This is a genomic window from Paenibacillus sp. FSL M7-0802 (genome assembly GCF_038004945.1).
Classification (GTDB): domain Bacteria; phylum Bacillota; class Bacilli; order Paenibacillales; family Paenibacillaceae; genus Paenibacillus; species Paenibacillus polymyxa_B.
On the sequence record NZ_JBBOSD010000001.1, the window covers coordinates 557105 to 572685 of the forward strand.

The 15581-nt window shown below is 44.4% G+C and carries 14 protein-coding genes; 6 read left to right on the top strand and 8 right to left on the bottom strand.

Translation table 11 applies throughout. The features are described 5' to 3' along the window. Window positions 1–300 precede the first annotated feature (300 nt). Both MHB54_RS02905 and MHB54_RS02910 read right to left on the bottom strand, forming a co-directional pair. On the bottom strand, window positions 301–2118 hold the full coding sequence (locus MHB54_RS02905; protein WP_023988151.1) for an APC family permease: 1818 nt from the start codon (window positions 2116–2118) through the stop codon (window positions 301–303). Window positions 2119–2311: 193 nt separating this feature from the next. Continuing rightward, window positions 2312–3148: an AraC family transcriptional regulator gene (locus tag MHB54_RS02910; protein WP_076294885.1), complete on the bottom strand. Its 837-nt coding sequence runs from the start codon at window positions 3146–3148 to the stop codon at window positions 2312–2314. Window positions 3149–3286: 138 nt separating this feature from the next. Between MHB54_RS02910 and MHB54_RS02915 the strand changes: the two genes are divergently transcribed. The 3 genes from MHB54_RS02915 (at window position 3287) to MHB54_RS02925 (ending at window position 7456) form a co-directional block, all read left to right on the top strand. Beyond that, entirely contained in the window at window positions 3287–5314 is a 2028-nt protein-coding gene (locus MHB54_RS02915) for a beta-galactosidase (protein ID WP_264453896.1), read from the top strand. Window positions 5315–5383: 69 nt separating this feature from the next. Further along, a complete protein-coding gene (locus MHB54_RS02920; RefSeq protein WP_023988148.1) occupies window positions 5384–6610 on the top strand; it encodes an MFS transporter in 1227 nt (408 codons plus the stop codon). Window positions 6611–6820: 210 nt separating this feature from the next. Continuing rightward, window positions 6821–7456 carry a hypothetical protein gene (locus tag MHB54_RS02925; protein ID WP_023988147.1) on the top strand — a complete coding sequence of 212 codons (636 nt, stop codon included), beginning with the start codon at window positions 6821–6823 and terminating at the stop codon, window positions 7454–7456. Between the two features lie 73 nt (window positions 7457–7529). Here MHB54_RS02925 and MHB54_RS02930 read toward each other — a convergent pair whose 3' ends face one another. Both MHB54_RS02930 and MHB54_RS02935 read right to left on the bottom strand, forming a co-directional pair. Next, window positions 7530–8360 carry a DegV family protein gene (locus MHB54_RS02930; RefSeq protein ID WP_023988146.1) on the bottom strand — a complete coding sequence of 277 codons (831 nt, stop codon included), beginning with the start codon at window positions 8358–8360 and terminating at the stop codon, window positions 7530–7532. 21 nt (window positions 8361–8381) lie between these two features. Further along, entirely contained in the window at window positions 8382–8819 is a 438-nt protein-coding gene (locus MHB54_RS02935) for a MarR family winged helix-turn-helix transcriptional regulator (protein WP_023988145.1), read from the bottom strand. A gap of 191 nt (window positions 8820–9010) precedes the next feature. Between MHB54_RS02935 and MHB54_RS02940 the strand changes: the two genes are divergently transcribed. Then, window positions 9011–9478, top strand: a complete 468-nt coding sequence (locus tag MHB54_RS02940; RefSeq protein WP_023988144.1) for a GNAT family N-acetyltransferase — start codon at window positions 9011–9013, stop codon at window positions 9476–9478. A gap of 187 nt (window positions 9479–9665) precedes the next feature. Here MHB54_RS02940 and MHB54_RS02945 read toward each other — a convergent pair whose 3' ends face one another. From MHB54_RS02945 to MHB54_RS02955, 3 genes are all read right to left on the bottom strand, one after another. Further along, entirely contained in the window at window positions 9666–10247 is a 582-nt protein-coding gene (locus MHB54_RS02945; protein ID WP_028542747.1) for an NAD(P)H-dependent oxidoreductase, read from the bottom strand. Between the two features lie 75 nt (window positions 10248–10322). After that, window positions 10323–10745, bottom strand: coding sequence for a MarR family winged helix-turn-helix transcriptional regulator (locus MHB54_RS02950; protein WP_069080039.1), 423 nt, complete (start codon window positions 10743–10745; stop codon window positions 10323–10325). Window positions 10746–11079: 334 nt separating this feature from the next. Then, entirely contained in the window at window positions 11080–12201 is a 1122-nt protein-coding gene (locus tag MHB54_RS02955; RefSeq protein WP_028542748.1) for an NADH:flavin oxidoreductase, read from the bottom strand. A 245-nt stretch (window positions 12202–12446) separates the two neighbouring features. Here MHB54_RS02955 and MHB54_RS02960 point away from each other — a divergent pair, with 245 nt between their 5' ends. Beyond that, the gene (locus MHB54_RS02960; RefSeq protein ID WP_023988140.1) at window positions 12447–13043 is read left to right on the top strand and encodes a TetR family transcriptional regulator; all 597 of its coding nucleotides are present in this window, start codon (window positions 12447–12449) and stop codon (window positions 13041–13043) included. A 95-nt stretch (window positions 13044–13138) separates the two neighbouring features. On the opposite strand, the gene MHB54_RS02965 is transcribed toward MHB54_RS02960, so the two are convergent. Continuing rightward, complete coding sequence (locus MHB54_RS02965) at window positions 13139–14290, bottom strand: iron-containing alcohol dehydrogenase (protein WP_025718549.1); 1152 nt, start codon at window positions 14288–14290, stop codon at window positions 13139–13141. 251 nt (window positions 14291–14541) lie between these two features. Between MHB54_RS02965 and MHB54_RS02970 the strand changes: the two genes are divergently transcribed. Further along, window positions 14542–15576: a C40 family peptidase gene (locus MHB54_RS02970; protein ID WP_069080042.1), complete on the top strand. Its 1035-nt coding sequence runs from the start codon at window positions 14542–14544 to the stop codon at window positions 15574–15576. The last annotated feature ends 5 nt before the right edge of the window (window positions 15577–15581 follow it).

Sequence of the window (15581 nt, forward strand, 5' to 3'; positions counted from 1 at the left end):
TAACAGTTTCGAATGATACATTTCGTATCTATAATACACAAAATGTATCACCAAAGTAAATATCTCCGTTATGCAAAAAAACACCCTCCGACCGCAAAGAAATGCGGCCAAAAGATGTTCATTTTGTCCTTGCTATAGTCAGCTCACGCAAATGAGTATGGGCTAATTGGCAGTGACTTTATTTCAGGATTTTGCAAAATTCGATTCCAGTCGCTCCGAAGTGCAAGATATAGACGAACTAAAGCATTTCGATCTATATCCTGTTCATCGGAAGTCGCTTATGGGATTTTTGCAAAATCCTCATTTGTTTAAATGAAAAGGGACGGTCGTTACGATCACGTCTTTGTAATTAATCAAATAAGCTCTCATCAGTAAGCTGGTCTGATTGTGTAGAATATTTTCCCACCAGTGCTTGGTGATGAATTGTGGAATGAGAACAGTGATATGGTCCTCGTCTGCTTTTTTCCACTCTACTGTATCGATGAACTTGCGGAGCGGATTAATGATGCTGCGATAACGGGATCTCAGCACTACTAAACGTATGCCCACGTCCCACTCTTCCCACTTCTGTTCCATTTTTTGAATCGCCTCATCATCCACACCCACATATACGGCAACCACATTATCCGACAAGGTTTTGGCATAGCTGATCGTATTCATAACGACTCGCGTAATACCTGCCACCGGAATAATAATCGTATTGCCTTTCACCATAGGTTTATCCTTGGTAATATCAATGCGCAGTTGTTCAGCCGTATTTTTGTAATGCCTGTTGATCTTCATAAAGAAATACAGAACCAAAGGCAGAAAGATAAATATTACCCACACCTGGCTAAATTTGGTGAAAATAAAGATGAGCGTAATCGACAGCGTGGTCAGCATCCCAACCGTATTAATAGCAAGTTTGACGATCCAGCCTGGCGGTTTGAGCTTGATCCAGCGAATCATCATGCCAAGTTGCGAGAGCGTGAACGGAATAAATACCCCTACGGCATAAAGCGGGATCAGATTTTCTGTGTTTCCGCCAAATACGATAACCAGCAATGCCGAGAAGATACTCAGAAACAGGATACCATTAGAGTATCCAAGCCGATCTCCACGAACCATGAACATGTGCGGCATGTATTTGTCCTTCGCAAGCATAAAAGCAAGCAATGGAAAGGCCGAATAGGCTGTATTCGCCGCCAAAAACAAGATGAGCGCCGTTACGCCCTGAATGATGTAATACATCACACCGCGCCCAAAAGTGGCGTTCGCAATTTGCGAAATGACCGTTTCATGCGGATTAGGACGAACACCGTACCAATAAGCCAGCAAACTAATTCCGATAAACATACACCCGAGAATCAAACCCATCATCATTAGTGTAGTTGCTGCATTTTTGGCAGCTGGCTTGCGGAAGTTCGGAATGGCATTCGAGACAGCCTCTACCCCAGTTAACGCCGAGCAACCCGAGCTGAACGCCTTCAGTAGCAGGAACAGGCTGACGTTGGATACCGTAGCTCCAAATTGCGGTGCTGCAGCATGAGCTCCCCCTGCCACGTAATGAATGATACCGCTAATAATCAAAACAAAAATAGCAACAACAAATAAGTAAATCGGTACAGCCAGCACCGAGGCAGATTCTGTCACCCCGCGCAAGTTCATAATAGTCAAAAAGATAATCATAATCAGAGCAATGGCGATCCGATGATCATGTAACGACGGGAACGCAGATGTAATGGCATCTGTACCTGCTGATGAGCTAACTGCTACCGTCAGAATATAATCGACCAGCAAAGAACCACCTGCAATCAGACTCGGACTCTTTCCCAAATTGTCCTGTGCAACAATGTACGCTCCGCCACCACCAGGATAGGAAAATATGGTCTGTCTATAGGACAGGATCAGAATGATCAGCAAACCCAATACCGCAATGGATATAGGAATGGAATACCATAGGGCAGCGAAGCCAGCTGTAATTAAAACCAGCAGAATTTGCTCCGTTCCGTAAGCTACAGAGGACAAGGCATCTGAGGACAGAATGGCCAGTGCCTTGAGCTTATTCAGTTTCTCATCTTCAAGGGCCGTCGACTTTCGCGGACGACCGATTAATAATCTTTTGACTTTACTCAGCATTTCGTTGACTCCTTCTTTGGATGAGGGTTTTGCAAAAGAACTATGGATCTTATGTTTATTATGTCACCTGCACATCAGTTTGATGAAACAAATGAACTATTATTTTATACTCCCTCATCCTGAAAAAAACAATAAGGAATGCTCCCTAAAAAGAGCATTCCCGAGTAAGAAAGAGTATTTCGATAAAATACCCTTATGTATACAGTAATTTGAACCTTTCCGGGGTAATTCCTTCAGCTCGGCGGAAAGTTGCCACAAAATGACTGGCATCTCGGAATCCTACTCGCTCCGAAATCTCCTTTACTGTTAATTGCGGATATTCCGTCATCATTTCCTTGGCCTTCCGCAGCCGAATTACAATCAGATAAGCATAAGAAGTCACACCAAACGCTTGCTTAAATAATGTATTTAAATGACGGGAGCTGACATTCATCATAACTGCCATATCACCTAGGCCCACATCTGGACTGGCATAATTTTGCTCCATAAAGGCCAGTACAGGGGTTAAACGTTCCACATTATGGGATAGGGAAGGCATCGAGCTATGTTGTCCATATTTACGCAGTAGAGTCAGAAAACGATACATATTGGCCGAAGCATCTAATCCAGACAAATCACGTTCACTAACCATGGAATGGAGCATAGTTTCCCCAAAGCTGTGCAGCTCGCTATCCGGGTCCCAATGATACCCACGCGTATGCTTCAATCCCAGTGCAGTCAATACAGCAGCGGCGATGGGGCCGTCAAATGTAATGTATAACGTTCGCCAAACCTTGGTCGCCCGTCTGTATGCATGGGATTCCCCGGGCAGCAGCAGAACCCCGGACTGCTCTCCCAGACGGAAGGTCCCCCCTTTAAATGTAAACATCCCTTCACCAGACACCGTCTGAATCCAGTGAAAGCACGGATAACCCTCTGGACGGGACACATCCTCCTGCCTGCTGTTAAATCCGATACTTTCAATAAAAAGGGGTAAAGAGTGCTCACGCGTAGTCAGGAAAAATCTTAAATGATGGGGAGTTAAAATCATAAAAAGCACCTCCGGCGTATGCGGGTATATATTCTTCATGTAGATCCATATTGTTATATACACGTTCATTTTATTATATTTAAAAGCAGTTATTTGTATTATAAGATAGAATTATTCTTATATACAGAGGTGATTGGCATGATAAGCAGCAAACTTCCTAAAGTATTTTACGGTGGAGATTATAATCCTGAGCAATGGGATGAGGCCACGCATCAGGAAGATTTACGGATGTTCAGGCAAGCAGGGATTGATATCGCCACGGTCAACGTATTCTCATGGGCCAAAATTCAGTCCGACGAAATCACATATCATTTTGAATGGCTGGATCAATTGATTGACAGTCTTTATGAAAGCGATATCTTCGTTTGTCTAGCTACTAGCACGGCAGCGCACCCTGCTTGGATGGCTACCCGCTACCCCGACGTTCTCCGGGTAGACGCTGACGGACGGAAGCGGAAATTCGGTGGCCGCCACAACTCCTGTCCGAACAGTCCAACGTATCGAAAATACGCGGAGCAGATGGCTGATCGAATTGCAGAACGATACAAAAACCATCCCGCGATCCTCGTGTGGCACGTGTCCAATGAGTACGGCGGGGATTGCTATTGTGATAACTGCGCGGCCGCATTCCGGGTGTGGCTCAAGCAAAAATACGGATCACTGGAAGAGCTAAACCGGGTGTGGAATACTTCCTTCTGGGGTCACACCTTCTATGATTGGGATGAAATTGTACCGCCAAATAATCTGAGCGAGCATTGGGGAGAAAATCACTCCTGCTTTCAGGGCATATCCCTCGATTATGCGCGCTTCAATTCAGACAGTATGCTGGATTGCTACCTATTGGAATATAACGCGATTAAAAAACATGTTCCCGATGCCGTGGTAACGACCAATCTGATGGGTTTTTTTAAGCAACTGGACTATTTTAAATGGGCTAAGTACATGGATATTGTATCTTGGGACAGCTATCCCGGGGCCAATACTCCGATAAGCTATACGGCGATGGCGCACGATCTGATGCGCGGATTGAAGGATGGGCAACCCTTTATGCTGATGGAGCAAACACCGAGCCAGCAGAACTGGCAGGCGTATAATTCGCTTAAACGGCCCGGCGTTATGCGGTTATGGAGCTATCAGGCAGTCGCGCATGGCGCGGACACGGTCATGTTCTTCCAGCTTCGCCGCTCGATCGGCGCTTGTGAGAAATTCCACGGGGCCGTCATTGAGCATGCCGGGCATGAGAACACACGTGTATTTCGCGAGGTGGCACAGCTTGGCAGTGAGCTTGGCGCATTAGGCAACAGGCTACTTGACGCGACCGTTAATGCCAAAGTAGCCATTTTATTCGATTGGGATAATTGGTGGGCTTTGGAAAAATCAAGTGGCCCTTCTGTTGCCTTGAAATATATGGATCAGGTACACAAGTATTATACTCCCCTCTTCCGGCGGAGTGTACAGGTAGACCTGGTTTCTGTTGATGCAGATTTCCAGAAATATGATCTCATTATCGCGCCTGTACTATACATGGTCAAGCCGGGTACCGCCGAGAAGCTGGAACAGTTCACAGAGCATGGCGGCACCTTCGTAACGACCTTTTTCAGTGGCATTGTAAATGAAAACGATCTGGTCACAACCGGAGGATATCCTGGTAAACTACGTAACTTGCTCGGGATCTGGGTGGAAGAAATTGACGCCCTTCTGCCGGAATCACACAATCGCATTGTATTGAAAGAAAAGGTGGGCGTATTACAAGGTGAATATAAATGCGGTCTGCTCTGCGACTTGTTGCATAGCGAAGGCGCCGAGGTGCTGGCAGAATACGGCGATGATTTCTATCAGGGCATGCCAGTGCTGACACGCAATCGTTTCGGTCAAGGTGAGGCATGGTACGTTGCTTCAGACCCTGAAGAAGCTTTCCTTGATGGCCTGCTGGGCTACATTTGTGAGCAAAAAGGGATTCCATCCCTGCTGCGCGCTCCTGCGGGTGTAGAAGCCACTGTACGGACCAAAGATGGAAAATCATATCTATTCGTTCTGAATCATAACGCCCAGACGCAGCAATATCATCTGGATGATCAGAAAGGGAATGAGCTGATCAGCGGTAAATACCTGGAAGGAGAAATTTCTATTGAAGGCTACGGCTTTCATGTACTGGAGCTATCATAATCACTCAGATTTGACTCATGCAGTTTAGCTTGCCGCATGAGTCAAATCTAGGTATCAAAGGAGTTCATCATGAAACGACTGCTATGGATCGGCAGCTTATCTTATTTTTTAATCGGCCTGGCACACGTGGTTGTAGGCTCCCTACTGCCTGTGTTGTTAGAGCATTACGGTAGAAACTATACGGATGGCGGAAGTCTAATCTTCGCTCAATTTTCCGGTTTTCTGGCTGGAGTCCTGCTGTCGCCGTGGCTTGCCCGGAGTTTCGGCAAACGCCGAAGTCTGGTATTCGCCCTGCTCCTGCTATGCGCGGCGGAAGTGCTGTACTCATTGCTGCCGCCTTGGGGTTGGCTATATGCCGTCGGGGCAACAGCCGGGTTTGGCTTCGGTATGGTAGAAACACTCATTGGCACTATTATTATCAGCGGTATTACTCAAGGAACGGGCGCGGCTATGAGCCGTCTGGAAGTCTTTTTTGGGATTGGCGCTTTGGCTATGCCCGCTATCGCCAGCCAGCTCATTGCACTCGGTTGGTGGCGATTGGCCTTTCCCATCATTTCCATGTTTGCAGCCATCACCATTATAGCTTGGCTGCGCGGGTCCTTCGGCACGCTGGACGCTGTATTAGACCAACAGGAACACCAAGGTGACAACCATACGCGTTCCACTAACTCACCCAAATCCCCCACGGTGGAGGCTTCTAAGGGTAGCCCTATAGGCAATTGGAAGCTACTTGCACTATTTATCGTCTTTTTCTTTATCTATGTAGGGACAGAGATGAGCCTGGCTAATTTCCTGCCCTCCATGTTCATCGAACGGCTGGGTCTCACACAAGCCGAAGCAGCACTTAGTGTCACCTGCTTCTGGTTAGCAATGGCTACCGGCCGGTTATTCACAGGCTACATTGCCGATCGATACGGCTACGGTGTCTTTGTCGCCCTGAGCTCACTGGCAGCGACCGTGCTGCTGTGCGTGTTCCCGCTGATCAAAGGGACTGAAGGCGCCTTTATCCTTATTGTACTGCTGGGGCTGGGCATGTCCGGCATCTTCTCCATCGCACTTGTTTTTGCCAGCAAAATGATGCCGGGTACAGAAGAATCTACCACTAGCCTGCTTATCGGCGCAGGTGGAGTTGGGGGAGCTCTGCTGCCTTTATGGCTCGGAAATAGCATGGACCGTGGTGGAGCAGTCTCATCAGCGTGGTTGCTGGCAGGCTTCGCCTGTATCCTGTGCCTGCTTGGGGGCATCTTGTACGCCCTATATGTGCGCAAAAAACGGCTTCAAACCGCTTCATCATGAGACTCGTCTCTACTGGCGCCTTTGTCTGTTCCTTGGTTGTCATCCAAGTGCACATTCAAAGGTGCTTTTTTACATACTAGACGAATGCACCTTGTACAGCAGCCCGTTTTTAGTCAAAATAGATCGTTTCCTATGAATCACAGGACAGATATCCATGCCTCCTCTAGATGAATGGAGTAGTATACAACAAACCATATGGAGGTGTTTGTATTGGGTCATCCTGAATTAAAACGAAAAAAAGGCCGTAAAAAAAATGTTTTTGTCCGTGCCTGGTTTGATAAGTTAGAAAAAAAGTTTGAGGAGAAGCCCCCAAAGAGAAAAGTCCGCTCGAAACGGAAAGGGGTTGGAAAAGATATCATCGTCAAAAAGCAACTTGTAAGTGTGAATATTAATCATAGCGCTTTAGGGCCTGAAGGGGATCCTGGAACCATAGGTGATTTAGCGCAGTTCGGTTATATTTATAATGTGAAGCCCCAAGTTGTTCCGATTGAAGGGGATGTCATTTTGGATACGAACGGTATACTTACACCTGGAATTGCTCATGTTCCAGGAACTACACAGATTGCTGTATCCGATGCTGGAAAATATGAAGTTCACTTTTCGGTGTCCGGTGTGGAACCTAACCAATTCGCTATCTTTATTAATGGCGCACTGGCTGTGGGAACTGTATACGGCTCAGGAGCCGGGACACAACAGAACACAGGGCAAGCTATCCTCGCTCTGGCATGCGGTGACGTCCTTACTCTGCGAAACCATAGCTCTACTACTGCTGTTACCCTGCAAACACAAGCCGGAGGAACTCAAGCCAGTATAAACGCTTCTGTCCTCATTAAAAAATTGAGATAGGCTTGAACTCCCGCAAAGTCTCAGTGTACTAAAAAGGGTTTATCCATACAGCGAGGATAAACCCTGAATATTTTTAAAAGGCCATAATGATCCCTTTGTCATTGGCATACATTGAACTAATCCCTCTGGTGGACACAATATGAATATCTTTAAATTGATAGCGTTTCTTCAGCGCATTCATTAATTTTTCCGCCAGCCCAGGATTATTGCAGTGAGTAATGACGATGCTTTCTCCTTCGGTAGCCCGGCCACTTTTTTCAATAGTATCTGCCAGCTTTTCGATAATTTGATTCTGACCGCGTGCTTGAGTAAAAAATGCGATATTCCCGTCACCATCCGAGCCTAAAATAGGCCTGATATGCAAGAGTGAAAGTATCTTTCCAGTGATTTTATTCATTCGTCCGTTCTTAACCAAATTATCCAGATTTTCTAAAACAAAGTACGTTTTCATCTTGCTGATAAAGCTCTCCAAGGAAGAAATAATTTCGCTTTTATGATAGCCCTCGTCGATTAGCTTGCGTAGTTTTAGAGCTAACAAGAGCTGTCCAGCCGAAGCGCTTTTCGAATCAAATACATGAACATCCGCCCCCTCTTCTTCCGCCATATCTTTTCCTACCAATGCACTGGAATACGAACTGGACAGGTTGCTGGATAATGTAATGGCAAAAGAAGTATGCGTACCTTGAAAGGCTTCCTTATACAGCATAGGTGACGGTGATGCGGATCCAATTTTGGTTGTACAGGCTTTCATTTCTTCCATAAACTGAGGCAAGTCCAATGTGTCATCATCTACGAAGCATTTATCTCCCAGCGTCATATTTAACGGAATTGTAGTAACTTGCATCTCTTCTCTAAGCTCTCTCGTTAAATCACAGCAGCTGTCTGCTATTATTTTATATCTCACCCGGTACACCCTCACATTATGTTATTTTTCAATAGAACCCGCATTCATAATACTCAAAGAAAGCTCAATTAACCGTATAAAATCCTTCACATTCTTCTCACCCAAACCTACTACAAGCGCTTCAAAATAACCCTCAATTCTCTGTTGCTTCTGTTTGATCAACGATTCACCATCTACTGTGAGCCTTACACACATTCGTCGTCTGTCATGCTCAGACATTTCCATAGTCACATAGCCTTTTTTCCTTAATCCCGTAAGCGCTGCCGTAATTCTTGATCTGGATACATGCAGATGATCGCTGAGCAAGGAAGGATTAATTTCATCATCCCGATGCTGAACTAAATATTGAAGCACATGGTTTTCCCCCTGAACAAGCTCCGTCAGGCTACTGAATAATTCCATGTCATAAATCCGGTTAACGGATTCTCTCAATTCGTCCCTTAGTTCATAATCTTTCATAGTGAACCTCCGCAAAACACATAATACATACAGTTAACTATTAATACTATGTACTATAATGAATTGCCCACGATAATAACAATGAAATATTTGTGAATTTTAATACAAGGGTTAATGAGCTCAGCGTCGAATAAGAAAAAATACGCTTGATCACCTCTTGCCAGTTTACGGTAAAGGAGTTGTTACATAAGATGAAACGGTTTACTCTTCGCCAATCCCACAATTCGGATATTGAAAGCATTGCTAATTTACGGGCGATTGTACTGCGGAACGATTTAACCAGATTAGGAAGGTTTGATGAAGAGAAAGTTCGTCAACGCTTTCGTGATGCATTCGATTCTGTCCATACCTGGATCATTGAGGAAGACTCTTCTTTTGTGGGCTGCATAGCTTTTAAACCGAGATTAGACGGTTATTTATTGGAGCATTTTTATATTCATCCCAGTTACCAAGGTAAAGGAGTCGGCAGTCAAATATTAAAAAATCTGCTAGAACAAAATCATGTAAAAGGAAAACATGTAACCTTAAATGTTCTGCAAGGAAGCTCAGCCAGACGTCTTTATGAACGGTTTGGTTTTAAAATTGAACGTGAGGACCCTATTGACGTTTACATGTACTTAATCGTAGAGGGACATTCCAAAACCGTCGAAAGATCATAGAGTCATGCTTCAACCACCCTTGAATGTCCAGTTATATCTGCCCCAAGATGCTATTACAAATTCAAAAGATCTATGAACCGGGATGTTGGAGATATATAAGCACTATAAGAAAAGGCCAACCACTAAATACGGGTTGACCTCATCATTTAAAGAATGTCTTACGTTTCTAAGAGAACATAAACTGACTTTACAGCACCGTTTTAACCGTGTCTTGGACTTGCTTCAGCAGTCCTTTATAACCATCTTCATCAAGGTAACCAATACTTCCAAGCAGCAAGTGACCGACGGATTCAATTCCAACGAAATCAAAAATTCCCGTATCTGATGTGATCTTCAATCCTGCGGTCATACCGATTTCATCGTAGATCGCGTTGGGAGTACCATGTGTATTCACGATAAAACCTTTTTTACCTGTAAGCAGCTTATTAATCCCTTCCGCACCAGCCGTATATGCAAATCCGTATGCAAATACACGGTCAACGTAACCTTTCAGGATGGCAGGAAGACCTGTCCACCAGATGGGAGAAATAAAAGTAATTGTATCCGATTGTGAGATGTATTCCTGCTCCACTTTGATATCAGCCGGAGTTTGCCCTGCTCTCATAGCGGCAGTATCCTCAGGTTTTAATACAGGTTGAAAATCAAGGGCATATAGATCACGTACAACGACTTCGTCACCTTTTTCTTTCAGAGTATTTACAACCGTTTCGAGTATCGCGTGATTAAAGCTTTCAGCGTTAGAGTGAGCATAGATGATAAGATGTTTCATTTAAATAACCTCCAGAAGTTTTATTGTTATTTTGATATTAATATAGATATCTATGCATTTATTCAAAAAAAAAAATTATAATCTGTTTTTTACATGCTCTAACAGATATTCCAGTTGTTCTTTTTCCTCGTCTTTCAGACCACCATAGATGGTTTCTTTTAATCTATTGGAGATCATCTCAAATACAGGCTCTATCTCTCTTCCCTTATCGGTCAGAAATATCAAGGTAACCCGACTATCCTCCCTTTCTTTTTTTCTTTCGACATACCCCAACTTCACTAGCTTGTCGATCAAAACAGTGACAGTGGGTTGCTGACGAGAAATTTTTTGCGTCAATTCCTTAATGGAAAGCCCGTCCTTTTGATAAAGGAACATTAGAATTCCACCATGAGTAGGAACAATTCCTTCAATTCCATTCGATTCGAGCTCAGACACAATCAATTTATTGATCGAGTCTCTAATGGTTCCTATCAGTGCAGCTGCATTATTTTTTAACATACAAGCATTATTACATAGACATCTATATATATCAAGTGTTGGTTTCAGTCTGATCTGGTTTTAGCATATGAATGATTCAAAGAACTAGGATTAAGTTTGATATAATGAAATCTAAAATAGATAGGAGCTTGTTAAATGGAGCAGCTTTTAAAGAAAATTCAATACTTGAGTACCCAAGAAAACTTTAAAGCAAATATGACTTAATCTAAAATGGTTCATGGTGGACTACTATTGCAGACGCATAAAAAAGCCAAAACACCAAAGTTCCTTACCTGACTTTGAGTATTTTGGCTTACACTGTTTATTTAAAGAGATATTGGAAGTATGATATGTTTTAGTTGAGCGTTTGAAGTACCTCAGGTGTAAAGGTTTGAAGATCATGAATTCGGCCTTCACGTATTTTTGTAGCCCATGCAGGATCACCCAGAAGCGCACGCCCAACAGCTACCAGATCAAATTCATTGTTGTCCAGCCGTTCCAGAAGTTCATTAATATCTTGGTGTCCTGCCCCTTTCCCTTCCGTATAACTTACAAAATCCTCATCCAGACCTACAGAGCCAACCGTAATCGTGGTTTTTCCAGTCAGCTTCTTCACCCATCCGGCAAAGCTCAAATCGGAGCCTTCAAATTCAGGTACCCAAAAGCGACGTGTCGAGCAATGGAAGATGTCCACGCCCGCTTGTACTAACACATTCAGGAGTTGCCCCAGTTTATCCGGTGTATCGAACGGCTTTGCGTTGTAATCATTCATTTTCCATTGGGATAGGCGCATGGCAATAGGGTAATCAGGGCCAACCTCAGCACGAATAGCTTCCACAAGCTCAATGGCGAATTGTGCACGTTTTATGATATCGCCACCATAGCGATCCGTACGTTGGTTCGTTCTCTCCCAAAAGAATTGATCAACCAGATAGCCGTGCGCTCCGTGAATTTCAACGCCGTCAAAGCCCAATCGTTTTGCATTCGCAGCTGCATCGACATAGGCCCCAATGACCTTGACGATTTCTTCTTCTGTCATCGGCTCGGTCACTTTTTTTCCTTCCAGATCCAGCCCTGATGGACCAATCGACAGCGCTTCTGGGTTCGGCTGAGATCCCAAAGGGCGAGCCATCCCCATATGCCAAAGCTGTGGAAAAATTTTACTACCGGCTTCATGAACCTGTCTGACCACTTCAGCCCAACCGTTTAAAGCCGCTTCTCCATAAAAATTAGGTATCCTCGGCTCACTTGTTCCAGCAGGATGGTCAATTACTGCACCTTCAGTAATAATAAGACCTACACCATTCTCTGCGCGACGGCGATAATAAGCGGCTACATCCGGTCCTGGCACACCATTTGGTGAAAAAGCGCGGCCCATTGCCGGCATTACAATACGAGTCTGTAGGGTCAGATTATGAATGGTATAAGGTTGAAATAAAGCTTCTGTTGAATGGACATTTTGCGGTTGATTACTCAAGGATTGTACCTCCCCATTTTCTTTTATCGTTTTTAGCGATATATAAAAAGCTCGTGCACCATCAAACGGGGTGCAAGTGAAATGTTAGCAATGTTTAATTTATCATTCAACCGACAAAATGTTCATTCTGTTGCTTAACCAAAAGGGTTATAAAATTGTTGTATATCTAAACTCACTTGTTGACAAAACAACACATGTTTATAATGGGGGAATCATTTAATTTACCTGAAAGGAGTGTCTTGAGGATGCCTGGTGTAACCTCACCCAACCCAAACGATCCGCGCGTCATTCGAACACGTAGATTAATTCTCGACGCATTCGTTGACCAATTAAATAAGAAAGACTTCTACACGATTACGATCAATGACATTACCCAAAAAGCCACCATTAACCGTGCCACGTTCTATGCACATTTTCAAGATAAATATGCACTGCTTGAAACCCTTTTGTCAGACGCATTTTTGGAGTATGTTATCAAGAGGATTGATGCTGAGGCACGTTTGTCGGAGGAGATCATTCAGAAACTTATTCTTTCGTTATGTGACTATCACGACTCAAGTAACCAATGCGTTCATAAATATAATTCAGTGGCACCGATCCTGGAAGAACATATTAAGAATCAATTAGAGCAATTCATACTTCAACTCATAACAAGAGAAGCCAATAATACAGACCAAAGAACGTTAGAACTTGCCGCGACCATTTTAAGCTGGTCCATTTATGGTGTAACCTTTCGCTGGAATGTGGAAGGAAAAAAAGAGTCTCCTACAGATTTAGCCGAGAGAGCTGTGCCTTTAATCTTCAATGGGGTTGTCTTATCTCTAGTCTCACAAATCTCTTAGCAGAAAATGCGAATAAAAAGGGCCGTTCCCAGTATACTTCGATCAGTTCCTGGGACAGCCCTTATAGTATTTAGTAAAATAATTGCATCTTTTATTTAAAGAATTTTCTTAAACATCTCGATAACTTGTTCTTTGCTAGGTATGAACGGATTGCCCGGAGCGCAAGCATCCTTCATTGAGTTCTCGGCAAGCAGATCCAAATCCACTTCATTTACACCCAGTTCAGAAAGTTTGGAAGGAATCCCCACTTCCTTCGACAGGTCTTTGATTCTTTGGATTACATAGTCAGCGCATTCCTTATCCGTTTTCCCCTTATCTTCAAAACCGATGACCTTAGCGATGGCACGAAACTTCTCTGGTACATGCTTGGCGTTCTCCTCTTCCACAATCGGCAGCAGCATGGCATTGCAAACACCATGAGGCAAATCGTATACGCCGCCAAGCTGATGCGCCATCGCATGAACGTAACCCAATCCGGCATTATTAAATGCAAGTCCTCCCAAGAAAATAGCGTATACCATTTGCTCACGTGCTTCTATATCATGACCGTTGCTCACTGTACGAGCCAAATGATTAAAAATAATCTCTACTGCTGCCAACGCAGTGGCATCCGTTACAGGATAGGAACCTGGTGTAACCAAAGCTTCAATAGCATGGGTCAGAGCATCTAGCCCTGTAGCTGCCGTTAATGCGGCGGGTTTGTCTACCATCAGCTCAGGGTCGTTGACCGAAATCGTAGCTACACTATTCTTATCAACCATAACCATCTTGACCTTGCGCTCTTCGTCCGTAATGACATAATTGATCGTGATTTCAGCCGATGTTCCTGCTGTGGTATTAATAGCCACAATAGGAAGCGATTTGTGCTTGGATTTATGAACGCCCTCATACTCGGTTATATGTCCCCCGTTGGTAGCAATAATGCCGATTCCCTTAGCCGTATCCTGTGGTGATCCTCCGCCAATCGAAATTAAAAAGTCACATCCGTTTTCTTGCAGAAACTGAACACCATCATGTACATTTTTACAGGTCGGATTTGGTTTTACTTCATCGTATACCGCATAGTTCAATCCAATATCATCCAGCAAAGATGTAACCTTGCCTGCAATGCCACTCTTCATCAAAAATTTATCCGTAACGACTAGAGCTTTGTTTAAATTCAGTTCTTTTATATACGGCCCAACTTCATGCAAACAGCCTGTTCCCATAAGATTGATAGATGGTACAAAAAATACATGTGCGCTCATATAAAATCGGCCTCCTAAAGGATTCACTTCTTGTTGCCTCGCTAAATACGGAATTATTCTATAAAGTGAAATATTTCACATTTATAATTTTATCTTTATTTTATTTTGATGTCAATAATAAAACACAGATATTTATTGGTTTTATTTTTGTTTGTTTTGTTTTTTTAGTGAATCCAATATTTGGTACACAACTAATCGGAGGAAGCCTCGTACAACTTAGATGAACACATTAACAACGAGGTGATGACAGCATGACAATCAACAAGGGAGTATTGCTGGCTCTGCTGGCAGTATCGCTGCTCCAAGCAAACCCGTCTTATGCGAAGTCGGTACCGCTGACTCCAGTGACGACCGTTTATGTGGATGACCACCCGCTTCAGCTTGCCGCCGAGCCGCTGCTGCTAGACGGGACAACGCTCGTCCCCATGCGTCAGTTGTTTGAGGCGCAAGGAGCTGTGCTTTCCTGGAACGGATTCAGCAAAACCGTAACAGCAACCAAAACCGACACGGTGCTGACCTACCACATCGGGGAACTCGTTGCTACCCTAAACGGCAAAACGCTGTCCCTGAATGTTCCGGGACAGATCGTTGAGGGCAACACGATGATTCCACTGCGTTTTGTGAGCGAAGCACTTGGGAGCACAGTGAAGTGGGATGCCCTTACCCGGACAATCCGGATTGCCTCCAGGGACGATTTTTTCACAACAGTTCTTTCCAGGGTCAACCTGCGCAGCGAACCGGATTCATCGGGAGCTTCCCCTTCCCTGCGGCTTATTCCAGCCAGCGAAAAGGTTCACGTCATCCGCGAGGTCAATGCTCTCTGGCTGGAAGTGCGCACTAAAGACAACCTGACCGGATACATATCGGCAAAACCAAAATACAGCGACTATTCCAGCCCATCCCTGGCGGAACGGCAGGGAGATGAACTCATCGCCTACGGAGAGAAATTTCTCGGTACCCCTTATGAATTCGGCGCAGCAACCGGACAGACATCGACCTTTGATTGTTCTTCTTTTGTGGGGGAAGTGTTCCAGCATACGCTCTCTATCGACCTCCCCCGTGTCTCTTACGATCAGGCTAAAGAAGGGCGGGAGGTCGGGCTGAACGAGCTGCGCAAAGGCGACCTGCTGTTCTTCAGCGCACGCGGGCTAGAGATCGGCCATGTGGCTATCTATGCAGGGAACAACAAATTGCTGCATACATTCTCCAAAGAACGCGGCGTTCATTTTGACACGCTTGACGATAAATGGCAGAAACGTTTCGTAACAGCGCGCAGGCTGTTTTAGGACGA

Coding starts and splice junctions, on each gene's coding strand:
- MHB54_RS02905 (WP_023988151.1), bottom strand. CDS start 2,118: ATGCTGAGTAAAGTCAAAAGATTATTAATCGGTCGTCCGCGAAAGTCG.
- MHB54_RS02910 (WP_076294885.1), bottom strand. CDS start 3,148: ATGATTTTAACTCCCCATCATTTAAGATTTTTCCTGACTACGCGTGAG.
- MHB54_RS02915 (WP_264453896.1), top strand. CDS start 3,287: ATGATAAGCAGCAAACTTCCTAAAGTATTTTACGGTGGAGATTATAAT.
- MHB54_RS02920 (WP_023988148.1), top strand. CDS start 5,384: ATGAAACGACTGCTATGGATCGGCAGCTTATCTTATTTTTTAATCGGC.
- MHB54_RS02935 (WP_023988145.1), bottom strand. CDS start 8,819: ATGAAAGATTATGAACTAAGGGACGAATTGAGAGAATCCGTTAACCGG.
- MHB54_RS02940 (WP_023988144.1), top strand. CDS start 9,011: ATGAAACGGTTTACTCTTCGCCAATCCCACAATTCGGATATTGAAAGC.
- MHB54_RS02945 (WP_028542747.1), bottom strand. CDS start 10,247: ATGAAACATCTTATCATCTATGCTCACTCTAACGCTGAAAGCTTTAAT.
- MHB54_RS02950 (WP_069080039.1), bottom strand. CDS start 10,745: ATGTTAAAAAATAATGCAGCTGCACTGATAGGAACCATTAGAGACTCG.
- MHB54_RS02960 (WP_023988140.1), top strand. CDS start 12,447: ATGCCTGGTGTAACCTCACCCAACCCAAACGATCCGCGCGTCATTCGA.
- MHB54_RS02965 (WP_025718549.1), bottom strand. CDS start 14,290: ATGAGCGCACATGTATTTTTTGTACCATCTATCAATCTTATGGGAACA.
- MHB54_RS02970 (WP_069080042.1), top strand. CDS start 14,542: ATGACAATCAACAAGGGAGTATTGCTGGCTCTGCTGGCAGTATCGCTG.